Source organism: Nocardioides donggukensis (assembly GCF_014842875.1).
GTDB classification, from domain to species: Bacteria; Actinomycetota; Actinomycetes; order Propionibacteriales; family Nocardioidaceae; genus Nocardioides; species Nocardioides donggukensis.
Genome location: NZ_JACYXZ010000002.1, coordinates 678,029 through 698,130 on the forward strand (window position 1 = coordinate 678,029; position 20,102 = coordinate 698,130).

At 68.5% G+C, this 20,102-nt stretch carries 19 protein-coding genes; 13 read left to right on the forward strand and 6 right to left on the reverse strand.

The genetic code is table 11. The annotated features are described in order from the left end of the window. Positions 1 to 72: 72 nt before the first annotated feature. Together sucB and IE331_RS09550 are read left to right on the forward strand one after the other, a co-directional pair. Positions 73 to 1,887: a 2-oxoglutarate dehydrogenase, E2 component, dihydrolipoamide succinyltransferase gene (gene sucB / locus IE331_RS09545; protein ID WP_192142835.1), complete on the forward strand. Its 1,815-nt coding sequence runs from the start codon at positions 73 to 75 to the stop codon at positions 1,885 to 1,887. A 5-nt stretch (positions 1,888 to 1,892) separates the two neighbouring features. Then, positions 1,893 to 2,816: a TIGR01777 family oxidoreductase gene (locus tag IE331_RS09550; protein WP_192142837.1), complete on the forward strand. Its 924-nt coding sequence runs from the start codon at positions 1,893 to 1,895 to the stop codon at positions 2,814 to 2,816. A 23-nt stretch (positions 2,817 to 2,839) separates the two neighbouring features. On the opposite strand, the gene IE331_RS16520 is transcribed toward IE331_RS09550, so the two are convergent. Then, on the reverse strand, positions 2,840 to 3,439 hold the full coding sequence (locus IE331_RS16520) for a hypothetical protein (protein WP_225579695.1): 600 nt from the start codon (positions 3,437 to 3,439) through the stop codon (positions 2,840 to 2,842). Positions 3,440 to 3,534: 95 nt separating this feature from the next. On the opposite strand from IE331_RS16520, the gene lipB reads away from it, so the two are divergent. The 3 genes from lipB to IE331_RS09570 all read left to right on the forward strand — a co-directional run bounded on the left by lipB (position 3,535) and on the right by IE331_RS09570 (position 6,268). Then, complete coding sequence (gene lipB, locus IE331_RS09560) at positions 3,535 to 4,251, forward strand: lipoyl(octanoyl) transferase LipB (protein ID WP_318646803.1); 717 nt, start codon at positions 3,535 to 3,537, stop codon at positions 4,249 to 4,251. Positions 4,252 to 4,343: 92 nt separating this feature from the next. After that, the gene (locus IE331_RS09565) at positions 4,344 to 5,294 is read left to right on the forward strand and encodes an ABC transporter ATP-binding protein (RefSeq protein WP_192142843.1); all 951 of its coding nucleotides are present in this window, start codon (positions 4,344 to 4,346) and stop codon (positions 5,292 to 5,294) included. Beyond that, on the forward strand, positions 5,291 to 6,268 hold the full coding sequence (locus IE331_RS09570) for an ABC transporter permease subunit (RefSeq protein ID WP_192142845.1): 978 nt from the start codon (positions 5,291 to 5,293) through the stop codon (positions 6,266 to 6,268). The genes IE331_RS09565 and IE331_RS09570 overlap by 4 nt, the downstream gene beginning before the upstream one ends. On the opposite strand, the gene IE331_RS09575 is transcribed toward IE331_RS09570, so the two are convergent. Together IE331_RS09575 and IE331_RS09580 are read right to left on the reverse strand one after the other, a co-directional pair. Continuing rightward, complete coding sequence (locus IE331_RS09575; protein WP_192142847.1) at positions 6,242 to 6,805, reverse strand: SRPBCC domain-containing protein; 564 nt, start codon at positions 6,803 to 6,805, stop codon at positions 6,242 to 6,244. The two genes, IE331_RS09570 and IE331_RS09575, sit on opposite strands and share 27 nt — an antisense overlap. Continuing rightward, the gene (locus IE331_RS09580) at positions 6,802 to 7,191 is read right to left on the reverse strand and encodes an ArsR/SmtB family transcription factor (RefSeq protein WP_192142849.1); all 390 of its coding nucleotides are present in this window, start codon (positions 7,189 to 7,191) and stop codon (positions 6,802 to 6,804) included. Before IE331_RS09580 ends, IE331_RS09575 begins: the two co-directional genes overlap by 4 nt. A gap of 120 nt (positions 7,192 to 7,311) precedes the next feature. Here IE331_RS09580 and lipA point away from each other — a divergent pair, with 120 nt between their 5' ends. Then, complete coding sequence (gene lipA / locus IE331_RS09585; RefSeq protein WP_318646804.1) at positions 7,312 to 8,277, forward strand: lipoyl synthase; 966 nt, start codon at positions 7,312 to 7,314, stop codon at positions 8,275 to 8,277. An 18-nt stretch (positions 8,278 to 8,295) separates the two neighbouring features. Then, complete coding sequence (locus IE331_RS09590; RefSeq protein WP_192142853.1) at positions 8,296 to 9,006, forward strand: DUF4191 domain-containing protein; 711 nt, start codon at positions 8,296 to 8,298, stop codon at positions 9,004 to 9,006. A gap of 66 nt (positions 9,007 to 9,072) precedes the next feature. On the opposite strand, the gene IE331_RS09595 is transcribed toward IE331_RS09590, so the two are convergent. Then, entirely contained in the window at positions 9,073 to 9,471 is a 399-nt protein-coding gene (locus IE331_RS09595) for an RDD family protein (protein ID WP_192142855.1), read from the reverse strand. A gap of 222 nt (positions 9,472 to 9,693) precedes the next feature. Here IE331_RS09595 and glnA point away from each other — a divergent pair, with 222 nt between their 5' ends. Next, on the forward strand, positions 9,694 to 11,112 hold the full coding sequence (gene glnA / locus IE331_RS09600) for a type I glutamate--ammonia ligase (RefSeq protein ID WP_192142857.1): 1,419 nt from the start codon (positions 9,694 to 9,696) through the stop codon (positions 11,110 to 11,112). A 465-nt stretch (positions 11,113 to 11,577) separates the two neighbouring features. Beyond that, a complete protein-coding gene (locus IE331_RS09605; protein ID WP_192142858.1) occupies positions 11,578 to 12,222 on the forward strand; it encodes a DUF6338 family protein in 645 nt (214 codons plus the stop codon). 137 nt (positions 12,223 to 12,359) lie between these two features. Here the strand turns inward: IE331_RS09605 and IE331_RS09610 are convergent, their stop codons facing one another. Together IE331_RS09610 and IE331_RS09615 are read right to left on the reverse strand one after the other, a co-directional pair. Next, entirely contained in the window at positions 12,360 to 13,664 is a 1,305-nt protein-coding gene (locus IE331_RS09610) for a site-specific integrase (protein ID WP_192142860.1), read from the reverse strand. A 62-nt stretch (positions 13,665 to 13,726) separates the two neighbouring features. Then, positions 13,727 to 13,951: a helix-turn-helix domain-containing protein gene (locus IE331_RS09615; RefSeq protein ID WP_192142862.1), complete on the reverse strand. Its 225-nt coding sequence runs from the start codon at positions 13,949 to 13,951 to the stop codon at positions 13,727 to 13,729. 139 nt (positions 13,952 to 14,090) lie between these two features. Here IE331_RS09615 and IE331_RS09620 point away from each other — a divergent pair, with 139 nt between their 5' ends. The 4 genes from IE331_RS09620 to IE331_RS09635 are packed head-to-tail and all read left to right on the forward strand — an operon-like array spanning position 14,091 to position 20,098. Then, a complete protein-coding gene (locus IE331_RS09620) occupies positions 14,091 to 14,297 on the forward strand; it encodes a helix-turn-helix domain-containing protein (RefSeq protein ID WP_318646805.1) in 207 nt (68 codons plus the stop codon). After that, positions 14,297 to 17,557 (forward strand): helicase-related protein, encoded by a 3,261-nt coding sequence (locus IE331_RS09625; protein WP_192142866.1) that lies wholly within the window; start codon positions 14,297 to 14,299, stop codon positions 17,555 to 17,557. The genes IE331_RS09620 and IE331_RS09625 overlap by 1 nt, the downstream gene beginning before the upstream one ends. Further along, a complete protein-coding gene (locus IE331_RS09630; protein WP_192142868.1) occupies positions 17,550 to 18,251 on the forward strand; it encodes a DUF4391 domain-containing protein in 702 nt (233 codons plus the stop codon). Before IE331_RS09625 ends, IE331_RS09630 begins: the two co-directional genes overlap by 8 nt. Further along, positions 18,239 to 20,098 carry a site-specific DNA-methyltransferase gene (locus IE331_RS09635; RefSeq protein ID WP_192142870.1) on the forward strand — a complete coding sequence of 620 codons (1,860 nt, stop codon included), beginning with the start codon at positions 18,239 to 18,241 and terminating at the stop codon, positions 20,096 to 20,098. Before IE331_RS09630 ends, IE331_RS09635 begins: the two co-directional genes overlap by 13 nt. Positions 20,099 to 20,102: the final 4 nt, after the last annotated feature.

Genomic DNA, 20,102 nt, shown 5'->3' on the forward strand with positions numbered 1-20,102 from the left:
GCCCGACCGCAGCCCGACCGCAGCCCGACAGCAGCACCGACCGACAGAGCAGACTCGAGCGAAGGACCACACATGGCCACCGAAGTCACCCTCCCGGAACTCGGCGAATCCGTCACCGAAGGCACCGTCACCCGCTGGCTCAAGCAGGTCGGTGACGAGATCGCGGTCGACGAGCCCCTGCTCGAGGTCTCCACCGACAAGGTCGACACCGAGATCCCCTCGCCGGTCGCGGGCACGCTGCTCGAGATCAAGGCCGAGGAGGACGACACCGTCGAGGTCGGGGCGGTGCTCGCCCTGGTCGGCGCGGACGGTGAGGGTGCGGACAGTGGCGCGGCAGACGAGGGGGGCGAGTCGGACGAGTCGGGGCAGGCCGAGGAGGCCCCGGAGGAGTCCGACGGGGACGAGGAGTCGACGCAGGACGACGCCGCCGAGCAGGAGCCGGCCGCGGAAGAGCAGGCCGACGAGCCGGAGCAGCCGGCCGCCCAGGAGCAGTCGGGCGACTCGGGTCGCGGCTCGGGTGGCGGCTCGGGCACCGCGGTCCGGCTGCCCGAGCTCGGGGAGTCGGTGACCGAGGGCACCGTCACCCGCTGGCTCAAGCAGGTCGGCGACGAGGTCGCGGTCGACGAGCCGCTCCTCGAGGTCTCCACCGACAAGGTCGACACCGAGATCCCCTCGCCGGTCGCGGGCACGCTGCTCGAGATCAAGGTCGAGGAGGACGAGACCGTCGAGGTCGGCGCCGAGCTCGCCGTCGTCGGGTCCGGTGACGCCGGTGGCTCCTCCCAGGAGGAGCAGCCCCAGGAGGCAGAGCCCGAGCCTGAGCCTGAGCCCGAGCCCGAGCCCGAGCCCGCGAAGGCCGAGGAGAAGCCGGAGCCGAAGCAGGAGGAGCCGAAGCAGGAGGAGCCGAAGAAGCAGGAGGCGCCCGAGCCCGCGAAGCCGGCGGCCTCCGAGGGTGACGACTCCGGCGACGGCGGCTACGTCACGCCGCTGGTCCGCAAGCTCGCCTCCCAGCACGACGTCGACCTGGCCTCGGTCACCGGCAGCGGCGTCGGCGGTCGGATCCGCAAGCAGGACGTGCTGGACGCCGCCAAGGCCAAGGAGGCCCCGGCGGCGCAGCCCGCCGCCTCCGGGCAGGCGCCGGCCGCCTCGGGCGCGTCGGCCCCGCCGGCCCCGTCCCCCCTGCGCGGCAAGACCGAGTCGCTGAGCCGGCTGCGGAAGGTGATCGCCTCCCGCATGGTCGAGTCGCTGCAGACCAGCGCCCAGCTGACCACGGTCGTCGAGGTCGACGTGACCTCGATCAGCCGGCTGCGGGACTCGGTGAAGGCGGACTTCGCGGCCCGCGAGGGCGTGAAGCTGTCGTTCATGCCGTTCTTCGCCAAGGCCACGGTCGACGCCCTCAAGGCGCACCCGTCGCTGAACGCCTCGATCGACACCGAGAAGGGCGAGGTCACCTACTACGACAAGGAGAACCTCGCGATCGCGGTGGACACCGAGAAGGGCCTGCTGACCCCGGTGGTCAAGGACGCCGGTGACCTCTCCGTGGCCGGCCTGGCCCGCAAGATCGCCGATGTCGCGGACCGGACCCGCAACAACAAGATCACCCCCGACGACCTGTCCGGCGGCACGTTCACGCTGACCAACACCGGCAGCCGCGGGGCCCTGTTCGACACCCCGATCATCAACCAGCCGCAGGTGGCGATCCTCGGGACCGGCTCCGTGGTGAAGCGGGCCGTGGTCATCGACGACGCCAACCTCGGCGAGACGATCGCGGTCCGGCAGATGGTCTACCTCGCCCTCACCTACGACCACCGGCTCGTCGACGGCGCCGACGCCGCGCGCTTCCTCAGCGACGTGAAGCAGCGGCTCGAGGCCGGCGTCTTCGAGGTCTGAGTGCGATGAGGGTCGTGATCGCAGGGTCGTCCGGGTTCCTCGGGACGGCCCTGCGCCGCACCCTCGACGAGCGCGGCCACGAGACGGTCCGGCTGGTCCGGCGCGAGGCCGGCCCCGGGCAGTCCCGCTGGGACCCCTACGCCGGGACGCTGGACCAGTCGGTGGTCGACTCCGCCGACGTGGTGGTGAACCTGGCCGGCTCGCCGACAGCCGGGAACCCGCACTCCAAGAGCTGGGCGCGCGAGCTCGAGGAGAGCCGGGTCACCACCACCCGGGTCCTGGCGGAGGCGGTGGCCCGCAGCCACGGCAGCGGCCACAGCCCGGCGTACCTCGCCGGCAACGGGATCTCCTGGTACGGCGACCACGGCGACCAGGTGCTCGACGAGGGCGCCGACTCGCGGGGCGAGGCGTTCCTGACGCGGGTCAGCCGGGTCTGGCAGGCGGCGACCGAGCCGGCGGCGGAGGCCGGCGCCAGGCTCTGCCTCCTGCGCACCGCCCCGGTGCTCGACCGGCGCAGTGCGCCACTGAAGCAGCTGCTGCCGCTCTTCCGGCTCGGGCTCGGCGCCCGGCTCGGGGACGGCCGCCAGTTCTTCCCGATCATCTCCCTGCGCGACTGGGTCGGCGCGGTGACCCACCTCGTCGAGGGTGACGGCGAGGGCCCGCACAACCTGTGCTGCCCGATCACCCCGACCAACGGCGAGTTCACCGAGGCCCTGGCCAGGGCCGTGCACCGCCGGGCGTTCCTCTTCGCCCCCGCCCCGGTGCTGGGCGTGGCCGCCGGCCGGATGTCCCCCGAGCTGCTGGGCAGCGTGCGGGCCGAGCCGGCCGCGCTGATGCGCGCCGGCTACGACTTCGCGGACGACGACGTCCGCGACGTGCTGGCGACCGGCCTGGCCGAGGCGCCCGAGGACGGCCCCGGCCCCGCCTGACCCTCCCGCCCCGGGCACCCTGCTCAGCGCGCCTCGCGCACGAGCCACTCCCCCGCACGGCGGACCAGGGTCACCGTGCGCCGGCTGGGCCGGTCGCGCGGCAGCCGCAGGCGCACCGCGGTGCCGACGGCCGTGGCCCCCACCAGACGCTCGGTCACCCGGACCACGACACGGTCCCGGCCACGGCGCAGCACCAGGCCGGAGAGCACCTGCGTGCGCATCCCGGTGACCCGGAGCCCGCGCCGGCTCCAGCGCCGCAGGACGGCCAGGTCGCGGGCGCCGGTGCGGCTGCCGGGCAGGTAGAGGGCCCGGAGCGCGGCGGGGTCCCCCTCGGCGTACGCCGCGGCCCGCCGCAGGTCCCAGGCCGCCAGCGTCGCGAGCGCCACGGGACGCCCCGGTCCTGGCGCGGGCACCCGGGCGGCCCCCTCCACGACGCCCTCGGCGGCCCCCTCGGCGGCCCCGTCAACGGCCTCGCCGGATGGTCGGTCCCCAGAGAGGTCAGCGGCCCGGTCAGCGGGACGGTCAGCGGTCGGGTCCGTCCTCGCTGCGCGGTCGTCCGCGGCGCAGCACCCGAGCAGCCCGAGCGCGAGGACCGGTACGACGACGAGGTCACGGAGGCTCACCCGACCAGCCTGACCGATTCCGGCGGCCGGTGTCGGGCTCCCTCCACAGGCCGCCGTCCGCCGCGGGCCACCCGCCGGGCGTTAGGCTCGACGTCGTGGCACTGGACTTCCGCATCGCCGGCCTGGCCCCGGAGACCGTCGACTACCTCGACGCCTGGGAGCTGCAGCGCCGCGTCCACGCCGACGTCGTGGGCGGCGCCGACGACACCGTCCTCCTGCTCGAGCACCCGCCGGTGTTCACCGCCGGCAAGCGCACCGACCCGCACGAGCGCCCGGCCGACCCCGGTGGCGCCGCCGTGATCGACGTCGACCGCGGCGGCAAGATCACCTTCCACGGCCCCGGCCAGCTGGTCGGCTACCCGATCGTGCGGCTGCCCGACCACGTCAAGGTCGTCGACTACGTCCGCCGCATCGAGGAGGCGCTGATCGGGATCTGCGCCTCCTTCGGGGTCACCACCGCCCGGGTCCCGGGCCGGTCCGGTGTCTGGCTGCGCGCCGACGAGCGGGGCCCCGAGCGGAAGATCGCCGCGATCGGGCTCCGGGTCAGCCGCGGGGTGACGATGCACGGCTTCTCGTTGAACTGCGACGTCGACCTCGGCTGGTACGCACGCTTCGTGCCCTGCGGCATCGCCGACGCCGGCGTCACGTCGCTGAGCGCGGAGCTGGGCCGCGACGTCACCGTGCCGGAGGTGCTGCCGGTGGTGCGCGAGCAGCTCGCGCGCTACCTCGCGTGGGAGGACTACACCGCGACCCCGGACTACGAGGCGCGCCCTGAGCCGCCCCGGATCCGCCTGGTCACCCCCTCCGCCTGAGGACGGCGCGGCGCGCTGGGCGACTCCGGCTCCCCCTGCCACAATCGGGGCACGGCGGGCGACTCGATCCGTCCTGCACCGGGGGTTTGTCGATGAGCGCGCTGGTCATAGAGACGCACGGGCTGCGGAAGGAGTTCCGCAGCCGGCGCGGTGAGATGCGGGTCGCCGTCCGCGACCTGGACCTGGCCGTCCCCGGCGGCGGCGTGCACGGCTTCCTCGGCCCGAACGGCTCCGGCAAGACCACCACGATCCGGATGCTGCTGGGGCTGGCCCAGGCCAGCCGCGGCACGATGGCGCTCTTCGGGGAGCCGGTCCCGGGCCGGCTCCCGTCGGTCATGCACCGGATCGGGGCGGTGGTGGAGTCCCCGAAGTTCTCGCCGATGTTCACCGGCCGACAGAACCTCGCCCTGCTGGCCCGCTCCATCGGTCAGCCCGAGTCGCGGGTCGACGCCGCGCTGGAGACGGTCTCCCTCGCGGGGCGCGAGGACGACCGCTACAAGGCCTACTCGCTCGGCATGAAGCAGCGCCTGGCGATCGCGGCGACCCTGCTCAAGGACCCAGAGCTGCTGATCCTCGACGAGCCCACCAACGGGCTGGACCCGGCCGGCATCCGCGAGATCCGCGACACCATCCGCGAGCTCGGCGAGCGCGGCGTCACGGTGCTGCTCAGCTCGCACATCCTCGCCGAGGTGCAGCAGGTCTGCGACTCGGCCACGATCATCGGCCACGGCCGGATGCTCGCCTCGGGCAGCGTCGAGGAGCTGATCGGCACCAGCACGACCTACCGGGTCAGGCTGGCCGACGGCACCGCCGGGGCGGAGACGCTGCGCGCCGTCGGCATGGCCGTGCGGGCCGAGGCCGACCACCTCGTGGTCGACACCGACTCCCCTCCCGACCTGATCACCCGGACGCTGGCCGACCGCGGGCTCTACGTCGCCGAGCTGACCCCCGTCCGGGCCGACCTCGAGTCGGTGTTCCTCGAGCTCACCGGCGACTCCACGCTCGGGGCCGGACCCGACCTCGGGAAGCAGGCCGACCAGTGAGGCTGCTGAGGGTGGAGCTGACCCGGCTCCGCTGGCGGCGCGCGGTCGTCGTACTCCTGGCCGGGTGCCTCCTGCTGCCGGCGGTGCTCTGGGCCGGGCTGGCGTGGAACACCCGCCCGTTCTCCGAGGCCGACGTGCGGGAGGCGCAGGCCCAGCTCGACCAGGAGCTGGCCCAGCCCTACATCGACCGGGAGATCCGTCGCTGCACGCGGAACCCGCAGGACTACGGGCTGCAGGACGCTCCCGACGTCGAGGAGGCCTGCGGGGTGGCGCTCGGTCCCCAGCTGGACTGGTTCCTCTACCGGCCGCAGCTCGACGTGGCCGAGCAGGAGCGTGGCACCGGCCTCGGCGTGGTCACCGTCCTGGTCGCGCTGGTCCTGCTGCTCGGCACGACGTTCGCCGGCCACGACTGGAACAGCGGCTCGATGAGCAACCAGCTGCTGTTCGAGCCACGACGGCTCCGGTTGTGGGTGGCCAAGGCCGCGGCGGTGCTGCTGACCGGCCTGGTGGTCGGCGCGCTCGTCCTCGCGGCGTTCTGGGCGGGGGTGTGGCTGCTCGCGGAGTCCCGCGACGTCCAAGGGACGGCCGCGGCCTGGGCCTCGATCCGCGGCTCGGTGCTGCGGGCGGTGCCGCTGGTCGCCCTGGCCGGGGTGGGTGGCTACGCGCTGACGATGTTCTTCCGCAGCACGGTAGCCACCCTGGGCGTCATGTTCGCGGTGACGGTCGCGGGCAACCTGCTGGTCGCGGCCCTGCTCGGCGACGGCAGCTCCCGTTGGCTGCTGCCGGTCAACGTCGCGGCCTACCTCTTCGACGGTGTCGAGTACTACGACCCGGGCCGGTGCACCAACCCGGTCGTCGAGTGCGACCCGACGAGCATGCTCAGCCTGACCGCCGGGGGCACCTACCTCCTGGTGCTGCTGGTCGCCGCGGTGGTGCTGTCGGTGTGGTCATTCCGCCGCCGCGACGTCCCCTGAGCCTCCGCCCGAGGCGCCACCCGAGGCCTCGGAGGCGGTCCGGGCCTCGATCCGGTAGTACTCCTGCATGGCCGGGTAGTAGTCACGGTCGAAGTCGATCGCGTCCACGTCGCCGCCGCCCAGCGCGGCGACCAGCCGGTCGAGGTAGAACTCCCAGCCGGGGCCGATGCTCTCCGCGCCGACCGGGTCGATGTCGGGCTGGAGGAAGGTCAGCGTGGTGACACCGTCGAGCTCGACCAGCTCCAGGTCCAGGAGCCAGCGGGCGTCGCCGACGTGGGAGGTCAGCTTCAGGACGTGCGGCGGCTCGCACTCCCGGATCTCCATCTCCTCCTCCTGGTGCCCCTCCTCCGCGGTCATCCGAAACCTCACCTGCCCCTCCTCGGGGTCGCCGGACCAGGTGCCGATCCAGCGCTCGAGCCGGGCCGGCTCGGTGAGGGCCGCCCAGACGTCCTCCCGCGGGGCGGGGAACGCCCGGGTGAGGACCAGGGTGGGGCTCCCCACCACGTCGACGATGCGTCCGGTGGGTACGACGTTCATGCGCTCTCCTCCTGGGTGTCACGGCGGCCGGCGGCCCCCGTCGTACGGCGTTCGCGGCCGGTGCGTCGGACCTCTGTCTCCAGCGCGTCGAGGGCGCCCGCGATCCGGCCCGCCGGCGCGCCGACGGAGTCCGACCCGCGGGCCAGCTCGGCGAGCAGCGCGCTCACCGGGCCGAGACCCTCGGGGCGCAGCCGGTAGTGGCGCTCCCGGCCGCGCTCCTCGACCTCGACCACGCCGGCCTCGACCAGCAGCCGGAGGTGCCGGCTGACGGCGGGGCGGGAGACCTCCCGGCCGGCGGCCAGGTCGACCACCCGACGGGGTCCGCCGACGACCTCCCGGAGGAGGTCGCGGCGGACCGGGTCGGCGAGGGCGGCGAACGGGTCCATGGCTCGAATGGTAACGAACTGTTGACCAATTGACCAGGGTCATCGACCAGGGCTGGGCGGCCGCCCGGCCGGCCGGCGACCGATTGGGGTGCGCCTGCGCCGCCGCGTAGCATGACCAGCGTGACTTCCACACCCACCAGGCCCACCGCTCCCGACGGACGCAAGCTGCTGCGGCTCGAGGTCCGCAACGCCGAGACGCCGATCGAACGCAAGCCGGAGTGGATCAAGACCCGGGCGAAGATGGGCCCGGAGTACCAGCAGCTCCAGGCGCTGGTGAAGTCCGAGGGGCTGCACACGGTGTGCCAGGAGGCCGGGTGCCCCAACATCTTCGAGTGCTGGGAGGACCGCGAGGCGACCTTCCTCATCGGCGGCGACCAGTGCACCCGTCGCTGCGACTTCTGCCAGATCGACACCGGCAAGCCGCAGCCGCTCGACCGCGACGAGCCGCGCCGGGTGGCCGAGTCGGTCCAGAAGATGCAGCTGCGCTACGCCACGATCACCGGCGTCGCCCGCGACGACCTGCCCGACGGCGGCGCCTGGCTGTACGCCGAGACGGTCAAGCAGATCCACGAGCTGAACCCCGACACCGGCGTCGAGAACCTGATCCCCGACTTCAACGGCAAGCCCGACCTGCTCCGGGAGGTCTTCGAGTCGCGGCCCGAGGTGCTGGCCCACAACGTCGAGACGGTGCCGCGGATCTTCAAGCGGATCCGCCCGGCGTTCACCTACGAGCGCTCGCTCGACGTGATCACCCAGGCCCGCGAGTTCGGCCTGGTGACGAAGTCGAACCTGATCCTCGGCATGGGCGAGACCCGCGAGGAGGTCAGCCAGGCGCTGGCCGACCTGCACGGCGCCGGCTGCGAGCTGATCACGATCACCCAGTACCTCCGCCCCTCGGTGCGGCACCACCCCGTCGAGCGGTGGGTCAAGCCGCAGGAGTTCGTGGAGCTCGCCGACGAGGCCACCGAGATCGGCTTCTCCGGCGTGATGTCCGGGCCGCTGGTCCGTTCGTCCTACCGGGCCGGGCGGCTGTACCGTCAGGCGCTGGAGAACCGCTCCGAGCACTCCCCCGTCACCACGTCCTGAACGAAGAGGCTGCGCCGCATGTCGACCCCCGTTGAGCCCGAGAAGATGAAGCGACGTCAGCAGGTCGTCGCCACCTACCGGATGGCCAAGAAGGACGACAGGTTCCTCGGCCTCTGGCTCCTCGGTGCGTTCCTGGTCGGCGCGGCCCTCGGCTACGGCCTGTTCTGGGTGCTCCCCGGCAGCGGAGCCATCGGCCTGGCCATGTCGATCGTCGGCGCGCTGATGTTCGGCATCATGGCGGCCACGATCATCTTCGGGCGCCGCGCCCAGGCCTCGGCGTACCGGCAGATGGACGGCCGGCCCGGGTCGGCCGCCTCCGCGCTCGGCATGCTGCGCCGCGGCTGGAAGCTGGACTCCGCGGTCGGCTTCACCAAGCAGCAGGACGTCGTCCACCGCGTGGTCGGCCCGCCCGGCATCGTGCTGGTCGGCGAGGGCACCAGCTCCTCGCGGGTGCGGCAGCTGCTGACCACCGAGCGCCGCAAGCACGAGCGGGTCGCCTCGGAGGTGCCGATCCACGAGGTCGTCTGCGGCCACGGCGACGGCGAGGTGCCGCTCCCCCGGCTGGTCAAGCACGTCACCAAGCTCGGCAAGAACATCAAGGGCGCCGAGATGACCGACCTGCTCTACCGGATCAAGGCGCTTGATGCCCAGCGCGGGAGCATGCCGATCCCCAAGGGTCCGGTGCCGACCAGCATGAAGGGCCAGCGCGGCAACATGCGCGGCCGCTGAGGCCGAGCACTGGGGCATCCGGGGCATCCGGGAGATCCGGCGCATCCGGCGCCAGACGGCCCGGGCTCAGGCCTGGGGGCCGCCGGAACGCAGGTCGTGCAGGCTGACGGTGCGGGAGCCGGCGACCATGTCGTGCAGCCCGCGACCGTCCGGCCGGAACACCAGCGGCGGGATCACCACCGCCACCATCGCGCTGCGCAGGAGCGAGCGCAGGAGGTCCGGTGGGCGGCCGCTGCCGTCCTCGCGGACGACGCGGAGCCGGGTGGCCAGCTTCCCGAACGAGCCGCCGACGGTGGCGGTCAGCACGGCCGACTCCACGACGAACACCAGCAGCGTGTAGAAGCCGGCGAGGGGGTCCTCGGACCAGCCCCCCGGGCCGATCGCCAGCAGCACCACGAGGGTGGAGGCGATCCAGTCGACGACGAGAGCGAGCACGCGCTGCAGCCAGGATGCTTGGTCGGGCACGCCCGAACCCTAGCCGGGCCCCCGCACCGTCGGAGCGCTCGGGCGGGACCCGTGGGCGGTGGGTCGGCTGGCGGTCACCCGTAACACGGGCGAAACAAACCCGATACGGTCGAGTAATCGCTCCCGACTACCTTGCACGGGAGTTCTGGTGCAGAGTCGCACCAAGAAGGCATCCGCACAGACTTGCGGTCCGGCCGGCGGCCGTGGCCAAGGAGGACAGGAATGTTCGCAAACAGCGAAGAGCTGCTGAAGTACCTCAAGGACGAGAGCGTCGAGATGGTCGACGTCCGGTTCTGTGACCTCCCGGGCGTGATGCAGCACTTCACGGTCCCCGTGTCCTCGTTCGACCAGTCCGTGTTCGACGACGGCCTCGGCTTCGACGGCTCGTCGATCCGCGGCTTCCAGGCGATCCACGAGTCGGACATGTCGCTGTTCCCGGACCCGACCACCGCCTACATCGACCCGTTCCGGGTCGCGAAGACGCTGGTCGTGAACTTCTTCATCCACGACCCGATCACCGGTGAGGCCTACTCGCGCGACCCGCGCAACATCGCCCGCAAGGCGATGGCCTACCTCGCCAGCACCGGCATCGGCGACAAGGCGTTCTTCGCCCCGGAGGCGGAGTTCTACGTCTTCGACAACGTGCGCTTCGAGACCAAGGCCAACACCGGCTTCTACCACATCGACTCCGAGGCCGGCGCCTGGAACTCCGGCGCCGAGGGCGACAACCGCGGCTACAAGGTGAAGTACAAGGGCGGCTACTTCCCGGTGGCGCCGTACGACCACTTCGGTGAGCTCCGCGACGAGATGGTCATCGAGCTGGAGAAGTCCGGCCTGCAGGTCGAGCGCGCCCACCACGAGGTCGGCACCGCCGGCCAGGCGGAGATCAACTACAAGTTCGACGAGCTGCTCAAGGCCGCCGACGATGTCATGAAGTTCAAGTACATGGTCAAGAACGTCGCCTGGCGCAACGGCAAGACCGCGACCTTCATGCCGAAGCCGATCTTCGGCGACAACGGCTCGGGCATGCACTGCCACCAGTCGATCTGGAACGACGGCGAGCCGCTGTTCTACGACGAGACCGGGTACGCCGGCCTCTCGGACATGGCCCGCTACTACATCGGCGGCATCCTCAAGCACGCCCCGTCGCTGCTGGCGTTCACCAACCCGACGGTGAACTCCTACCACCGGCTGGTGCCCGGCTTCGAGGCCCCGATCTCGCTGGTCTACTCCCAGCGCAACCGCTCCGCGTGCGTGCGGATCCCGATCACCGGCTCGAACCCGAAGGCCAAGCGCATCGAGTTCCGCTGCCCCGACCCGTCCGCGAACCCGTACCTCGCGTTCTCCGCGCTGCTGCTCGCCGGCATCGACGGGATCAAGAACAAGATCGAGCCGGCCGAGCCGATCGACAAGGACATCTACGAGCTGCCGCCGGACGAGATGGCCGAGATCGCCCAGGTGCCGACTTCGCTCAACCAGGTGCTCGACTCGCTCGAGCGTGACCACGACTTCCTCACCGAGGGCAACGTGTTCACCCCCGACCTGATCGAGACCTGGATCGAGTACAAGCGCACCGAGGAGATCCTCCCCGTGCAGCAGCGGCCGCACCCGCACGAGTTCGAGCTCTACTACGACATCTGACAGAGCGCGTAAACCGAAAGGGCCCCTGACCTGCACTTTTGCAGGCTCAGGGGCTCTTTCCGTTGCTCTGAAATCAGCCGGATTCCGCAGGGCATTCCGCAGGAGATCCGCTCGAGCTGTTGACGATGGCCTCGCGACGGTCGCAGCCAAGGTCTCATTGGCGAATAGTCGGCGTCCCAGACGAACGCGCCGACACGCTGTCGCACTGTCTGAAGGACGCATGGACTCTGCGTCACAATGGAGACATGTCAGAACCGTCGTCGACCAACGCCACGCCTTCCTCTGCCGAGACTCGCGAAACCGCCGCACTCACGGGATCCGGCGAACTCCGCCATGGCGTACAGGCAATCACGACGACCGGTGTGCCCGCTGGCTATGAACCCCCGTCAGCCGCACTTCTGCAGCCGGCCGCCTCCGAGCCGGCTCCCCCGCCGGAGAACCCAGCCAGTTAGGTTGTAGCTCCCTGTGGTTCCGACCGGCGTCGCCGCGTTCGTGTCGCTCGTCGCCCTTATCCCAGCGTGGTTCTACGGTCGCCGGACGGAGGCGGTTCAGCCACGAGGCAGCCGATCCAGCCTGACTGAGTTCCTCGAGTATCTTGCCGTCGCTGCACTTACTACCGGGCCGCCCGCGCTGATCGCCGCGCTGGCACCGGATTGGTGGCGAGCACACGTCTTCGACCCAGCTGAGTGGCTGAGGTCCGGCACTCCATACCTCGCCGACCACCTGCGTGGAGCAGCCTGCGAGTTGACGCTCATCCTGGTGCTCGCGCTACTCCTTGCCGAATGCCTCGCGCGGCTCGCTCAGAGGGGCGTTCCCGATGAGTTTCACCCGGCAGGAGCGGTGTGGAGTCGCGCACTGGCTGAACGACCCGACGGCACCTATCCGTGGGTAGGTGTCATGCTCCAGGACGGCACCCTCGTTGAGGGCGTCTTGAAGACCATCGACCTCGGCTCGACCGGCGACGACCGCGACCTTGCATTGGCAACCCCAGTTCGCGTGACACCTCCCGGCGGCGTCGCCCAGCGCCAGCCCTACCTCCACCGAGTGGTGATCCCGGCGCGCGAGATCCGCTGGATCAGCGCCATGCATCTTCCTGAACGATTCGAATAGGAACCTGACCGGACACCACCTTCACTCGTCGAGCGGGTCGCACCAGTCCTCGTAGGAATCCTCGGCGGCCTGCTCGGCTTCCTCGCCCAGCAATTCTTGGAGGCAGACCCAGCCGGTCTGTCGGTCGCCCTCGAACTTCACAACCCGAGCGAATCCTCCGATCTCGTCGCAGTCGACCGAGACGACCTGTCCGATCTCGACAGGGACGAAGACGTCCGCTCGGCGCGCTCGGATGAGGCCGTCGGTGTCCGCCTCGAAGGAGTCGACGAAGACTCCCGTCTCGTAGAACCCCATTGTTCTTCCCTTTCCTGGTAGACGGCCGCGACCGCGGCTCGTGACGTGTCGTCCCTGTCCGGCCAGAGGTGGCCGTAGGTATCGAGGGTTGTCTTCGCCGAGGCGTGCCGTAGCCGGGCCTGGACGACCTTGACGTCTAGCCCGGAGGCGATCAGCAGCGAGGCGAAGTAGTGCCGAAGGTCGTGGAACCGGAAGTCGTCGGGCAGGCCGACCTGAGTTCGGGCTGCGCGGATCGCGCGTTCGATAGTCCAGGGCCCGCCGGCGTTGCCCCACAGGTCACTGACGATCTGGATGCCGTTGCCCAGCGGGATCGCCTCGGCGAGGAACTGCGACATCTCGGCCGGGATCGGAATCGAGTGACGCGCGGTGTCGGACTTCAGTGGCTTGTTCTCCCACTGAACCGACGGCGTCACGACGCCGGTGGCGAAGTCGACGTCGGTCACCCGCAGTGCAGCCGCCTCGGCGAGGCGCAGCCCGGCGTGGGCGCCGAGCAAGATCGCAGGCCGTACGCCGGGCGGCACCGCGTCGTACAGCGCCCACACCTGGCGCGTCGTGGCCACGTAGGGCCGTTGCTTGCCCATGCCGGGCGAGGTCCGGCGCGAGCACGGATTACGGGCGACGATCCCGTCGTGTACGGCGTCGGTGAAGATCTGGGAGAAGCGGGAGTAGATCGCGTAGATGTAGGAATCGGCTCGCCCCTCCTTCTTGAGCACCACCGTCCAGGCCCGCACGTCCGACGGCTTGATTGCGGACATCGGCACCGAGCCGAAGTGGGCCTTGATGATCTTGACGTGGACCTCTGCCTGCCGGACGGTCGATGCCCTTCGGGTGCCGTAGCCGGCCAGCCACGTGTCGCACCACTCCCCGACCGTCGTCTTCGCGTCGCTGGGGGCGACATGGTCGCCACGCACGAGTGCGGCCAGCTGCTTGTCGAGCCACTGCTGGGCCTGGACCTTCCGGTCGAAGTGCCGGGTGTGCTCGCGACCAGAGTCGTCGACGTACCGGGCGCGCCAGCGCGTCACTTGGCCTGCAACCGCCGACTCGACCTCGACGCTGTTGCCGTCGGCATCCTTGATTCGCTTGCACCAGCGATCCTCGACGGACCCTCGCTGGGACCGCCGCTGCTTGGGTGGGGGTTGCTTGCTCATTGGCTCGCCGTAGCACGGCACGCCGCCAACCGGGGCGGTCGAGCGTTGCTACTGTGGAGGACTCAGGCCGCGCCGCGCCCTGTTGCCTCGCGCTGCTCGTCGAGCCAGTCGAGAACGTCCTGCCGGAAGTAGCGCAGCCGGCGTCCGAGGATGAAGCCGCGTGGCCCAGTGCCGAGCACCCGCCAGTAGCGGACGGTTGCCAGCGGCATCCGCAGCAGCTCGGCAACCTCCTCGATGGTCATCAGCGCGTCGATACGCTCGGGCTCGGGAGTGGTGTGGTCGGTCATGGTCGGCTCCAGGGAGTTGAGGTTGGTCCTACCCTCAATGGCCGAGGGGGGCGGGCCGAGTGGCCAGGGCACCCGAACGAGAGAAGAGATCGGCAGAAACCGGCAAAGAACGGCCCCGGTCGGCACTAGGGTTCGGACGGTGACCGAACCCTGGGTGTCCGCCGACGTGATCGCCGGGTACCTCGGCGTGACCAAGGACAGCATCTACGCCTGGATCGCCAAGAAGGACATGCCCGCGCACCGGGTCGGGCGTCTCTGGAAGTTCAAGGTCACCGAGGTCGACGAATGGGTGCGCAGCAGCGGCGCCGACGAGACCGCGAAGCCCCCGAAGAAGGGGGCGCGCTGATGGAGATCATCGACAATCTCAACCGCCTGCTCGGCGACGACATCAAGGTCACCCTCACTCGCGGCTCCAAGCTCCGGATCGCCGCATCGACCTTCTCGATCTACGCCTTCGAGGCGCTCCGCAAAGAGCTGGAGGGTGTCAAAGAACTGGAGTTCATCTTCACTGCTCCGACGTTCGTCGCCAGCCAGGCGACCGACAAGGTCAAGAAGGAGCGTCGGGAGTTCTACATCCCCCAGACCAAGCGGGAGTCCAGCCTCTACGGCTCTGAGTTCGAGATCCGGCTGCGCAACAAGCTGACCCAGCGCGCGATCGCCCGGGAGTGCGCGGACTGGATCAAACGCAAGGTCACCTTCAAGTCCAACAAGACCGGCGCTCCGATGCAGCAGTTCGCCGTGGTCGACGATCGGGCCGCATACATGCCGCTCCAGGGCTTTACGTCGGCCGACCTCGGCTACGAGCGCGGCGACTCGGTCTCCAACCTCGTCAACAAGATCGATGAGGCCCCGCTCGCGTCGGCCTACCTCCAGACCTTCGACCAGATCTGGTCGAGCCCGCAGCAGGTCGAGGACGTTACCAAGGTCGTCCACGAGCACATCGCGAGCGTGTACGCCGAGAACAGTCCCGAGCGGGTCTACTTCCTGATCCTCTACAACCTGTTCTCCGAGTTCCTCGAAGACATCAGTGACGACGTGCTGCCTGATGACCTCACCGGGTGGCGCGACTCGGAGATCTGGAAGAAGCTTTACAACTTCCAGCGCGATGCCGCGGTGGGCATCATCAACAAGCTGGAGACCTACAACGGCTGCATCCTCGCCGACAGCGTCGGCCTCGGGAAGACGTTCACGGCGCTGGCGGTCATCAAGTACTACGAGAGCCGCAACAAGTCGGTATTGGTGCTCGCGCCGAAGAAGCTCGAAGACAACTGGACGACCTACAACAGCCCCTACGTCACCAACCCGTTCTCGGCAGACCGCTTCAGCTACCACGTCCTGGCGCATACCGACCTGTCCCGGGACAAGGGCTACTCCGGCCAGATGGACCTGAGCAAGGTGAACTGGGGCAACTTCAACCTCGTCGTGATCGATGAGTCCCACAACTTCCGCAATGCCGACTACTCCGAGGACAAGGAGAGCCGCTACCAGCGGCTCATGCGCAAGGTCATCCAGAGTGGCGTCAAGACGAAGGTCCTCATGTTGTCGGCCACCCCCGTCAACAACCGCTTCAACGATCTCAAGAACCAACTCCAGCTTGCCTATGAAGGCGAGTCAGAACAGCTCTCGGCGAAGCTCAACATCAACAAGTCGATCGAGCAGGTCTTCCGCGAAGCCCAGGTCGCCTTCAAGAGATGGTCCGAGCTCCCCGCCGAGGAGCGCACCACCGACGCGATCCTGCGCATGCTGGACTTCGATTTTTTCGAGCTCCTGGACGCGGTCACCATCGCCCGATCCCGCAAGCACATCCAGTCGTTCTATGACACCGCCGACATCGGCGCATTCCCGAACCGCCTCCAGCCGGGATCGATACGCGAGCCGCTCACCGACCTGCCGCAGGCGCCGACGTTCAACGAGATCTTCGAGCAGCTCCAGGTCCTCAACCTCGCCGTCTACACGCCGCTCTCGTATGTCCACCCAAGCAAGATGCAGAAGTACGTCGACCTCTATGCAGTCCAGGGCGGAACCGCACGGGGCAACCTCGGCATGGCCGGCCGCGAGCAGGGCCTCAAGACCCTGATGACGGTTAACCTGCTCAAGCGCCTGGAGAGCTCGGTTGAGGCGTTCCGGATCACGCTCCGCAAGGTCGAGGCCGCCATCGACCACGCTCTGCAGGATCTGGATGACAAGGACGGCAAGATCGCCGACATCGGCGCGGCCTTCGGAGACATCGAGGCCGATGACGACGACTTCGAGGTCCCCACCGCTCCGTCGGTCGGCAAGAAGTACCAAATCGACCTCAACGACATGGACGCCACCTCATGGCGCAACGACCTCTGGCACGACCGTGAGACCATCCGCGAGCTCGTCGAGGCGATGGACCTCATCACCCCGGAGCACGACCGCAAGCTCCAGCGACTCCGGCAGGTCATCAGCGCGAAGGTCAAGCACCCCCTCAACGGCGACAACAAGAAGGTGCTGCTCTTCTCAGCCTTCGCCGACACCGCCCGCTACCTCTACAGCAACCTGGAGCAGACCGTCCACGCCGACCGCGCACTCGAACTCGGCCTGATCACTGGTTCCACACAGCCCAAGACGACCCTCGGCGACGGCTTCGACTTCCAGAAGCTCCTGACGTTCTTCTCCCCCCGCTCGAAGGACAAGGCAGTCGTCTTTCCGAACGAGCCCGGCGAGATCGACCTGCTGATCGGCACCGACTGCATCTCGGAGGGGCAGAACCTCCAGGACTGCGACTTCGTCGTCAACTACGACATCCACTGGAACCCGGTGCGGATCATCCAACGCTTCGGCCGAGTCGACCGCATCGGCTCGAAGAACTCCGTGATCCAGATGGTCAACTTCTGGCCCGACATCAGCCTCGACGAATACATCAACCTCAAGGAGCGCGTCGAGAACCGCATGGTCATCGCCGACCTCGCGGCCACCGCCGACGACAACCTCCTCACCCAAGAGTCCAACGACACCAAGTTCCGCAAGGAGCAACTCCGCCGCCTCCAGGACGAGGTCATCGAGCTGGAGGACGTCCGCACCGGCGTCTCGATCACCGACCTCGGGCTCAACGACTTCCGCATGGACCTGCTCACGTACATGGAGCAGTACGGCGATCTCGCGTCCTCGCCCAAGGGTCTCCATGCAACCGTCCCCGCCAATCCCGAACGTGGCCTTCGCCCCGGCGTGATCTTCGCACTGCGCAGCGTCGATGAGCAGGCGGAGATCAACCGTCACAACCGCCTGCACCCGCACTACCTGATCTACCTCGACAACGACGGCAACGTCGTCACCGACCACACCGAGGTCAAGCAGCTCCTCGACCTGGTTCGGGCAAGCTGTCAGGGAGTGCATGAGCCGATCCCTGCCGCGTACCACGTCTTCAACCAGCTCACGAGCGAAGGCGCCGAGATGCGCGTCTACTCGAACCTGCTCAACGAGGCCATCAACTCCCTCATCGATATCACCGAGCAGCGGGACATCGACAGCCTCTTCGCAGGAGCGAAGACCACCGCATTGCAGCAGAGCTTCGAGGGGCTCGACGACTTCGAGCTGATCGCCTTCCTCGCCATCGTCGAGCCCGAGGCGACCGATGGCTGACCTGATCCAGTGGCCCGAGACGGCGAAGGTCGACCGGGTCATCCCGAAGGAGCGTCTGTACGCCGAGGCCAGCGCGGGTGCTGCCCTCAAGCAGCGGTTCGTCGACGAGGTCCAGCGCGTCCGATGGGCCTACAAGTTGGGCGATGAGTCGCTGCGCCTCGCGCCCGGTGAGACCGTCACCGAGATCCAGGTCTTCGTCCTCGACCTGAAGGGCTCCAGCCTCGACAACTCCGTGCTCGCCTCCATCGACAAGGCGATCCCCAGCCAGATCATTTTCGAGTTGCGGCGCGAAGACGGTCTGTGGTCCGAGCAGGCGATGACCGCGGCCTACAAGCGTGCCGGCGGCAAGACCAAGGGCACCGACTACTTCCGCACCGGCTGGATCGGCTCTGATCAACCGCGCATCCCGCTGCCCGCCGCCCTCGACATGGACGGCCTCTACGCCCAACTGCTGGGCCGTCTACTCCCCCATCCCATCAGGCCGGTCGAAGGACTGTCGGACGCCCTGGACAGAATGGGACGCATCCGCAGGCTCACCCGCGAGATCTCGACCCTGGAGAGACATATGCGCACCGAAGTGCAGTTCAAGCGCAAGGTGGAGTTGCGCCACGACCTGCGCGCCAAGCAGGCCGAGCTGCATGAACTGACAAAGACTGAGGACCACATGACTGGGGACGCCAAGTGGAGAAACTGAAGATGCACTCGTCCGACCTGACCGAACGCAACATCGGCAAGCTCGCGGAGCTGTTCCCCCAGGTCATCACAGAGACGACCGATGCCGACGGCAATCCCATCCGGTCCGTGGACTTCGACCTGCTCCGGCAAGAGCTTGCCAGCGAGGTGGTGGTCGTCGAAGGCGCGGCCGAGCGATACCAGCTGGATTGGCCTGGCAAGCGATTGGCGGCCTTCGCCGCCAATACCCCCATCGCCAAGACTCTGCGTCCCCTGCGCGAGGCATCGGTCGACTTCGACATCACCAAGAATCTCTTCATCGAAGGCGACAACCTCGATGCGCTGAAGCTGCTCCAGGAGTCCTTTCTCGGCAAGGTGAAGCTCATTTACATCGACCCGCCCTACAACACGGGTCGGGACTTCGTGTACGCCGATGACTTCGCTGAGTCGCGCGCAGACTACCTCCGGCGCTCGGGGCAGACGACGGACTTGGGTGGGCGCCTGGTCGCCAACCCAGACTCCAACGGTCGCTTCCACTCAGACTGGCTCAGCATGATGTACCCGCGGCTCAAGCTAGCGCGGAACCTGCTTCGGGACGACGGTGTCATCTTCGTCTCCATCGATGACAACGAGGTGGCCAATCTTGTGAAACTCTGCGAGGAGGTCTTCGGCGCCGACAACCACCTGGCGACTTTCATCTGGAAGAGCAAGTCCGGCGGAGCCAACGACAGCGGCGAGGTGGCAGTCGACCATGAGTACGTCGTGTGTTTCAGCAGAACCAACAGCGGCCACGCGCTCGGCCTCGATCCTGGCGCCGTCGCCACCACCTCCTATAACAACCAGGACGAGCACGGGCGATACGCGCTCGAGCGACTCGACAAGCAGAACCTTCAGTACTCGGCCTCGCTGGACTATGACCTGGTCGGACCCGATGGCTCGATCTACCAACTCGGGCACAAGGATCCGTCGCGCCCCAACGCCGTGTGGCGCTGGGCCAAATCGCGCGTTGAGCGAGACATTGACCAGCTGGTGTTTAAGGGTGGGCACGTCTACACCAAGAACTACGAGAAGGCCGGGGGGAAGCCGCGCTCGCTCTTCGTCGAGGAACGATTTGGGCGCACTCGGACCGGAAGCACCGAAGTCCGCGAACTCCTCGGCGGAAGCTACTTCGACAATCCCAAGCCGACGAAACTCCTTTCAACGATTGCCGCGATCGCCGCTTCGGACGACGCGGTCGTGCTCGACTTCTTCGCTGGCTCGGGCAGCCTCGGTCACGCCGTCATGGACCTCAATGTCAAGGACGGTGGAAGCCGACGCTTCATCCTGGTCCAACTGCCGGAGCGCACCCCAGACGGCTCGGACGCCCGCAATGCTGGGTTCGAGTCACTCGCCGACGTATCGCGTAAGCGCCTTGAAGTCGCAGGCTCCAACATTCGATCGAGCCTCACAGGCCAGCAGACTGACGTGGGTTTCCGAACTCTCAAGGTTGACTCCACCAACCTCGCCGATGTGCTGCGTTCTCCGGTGGACACAGCCCAGTCCACGTTGACGGCGTTCGAAGACAGCATCAAGCCGGAACGCACAGGAGAGGACCTCATGTTCCAGGTGATGCTCGAGTGGGGTCTCGACCTGTCACTGCCGATCAAGACCGACGTGATGGCGGGGTGCCCGATCTTCGACGTGGACGACGGCGTGCTGCTGGCGTGCTTCAACTGCGCCATCACGACGGACTTGTTAAAGGCACTGGCCAGCCGTCAGCCTCTGCGAGTGGTCTTCCGCGACTCGGACTTCGAGTCAGACGCGGCGAGGATCAACGCCGAGCAGATCTTCAAGGAACTGTCACCCGCGACCGAGCTAAGGAGCTTCTGAGACG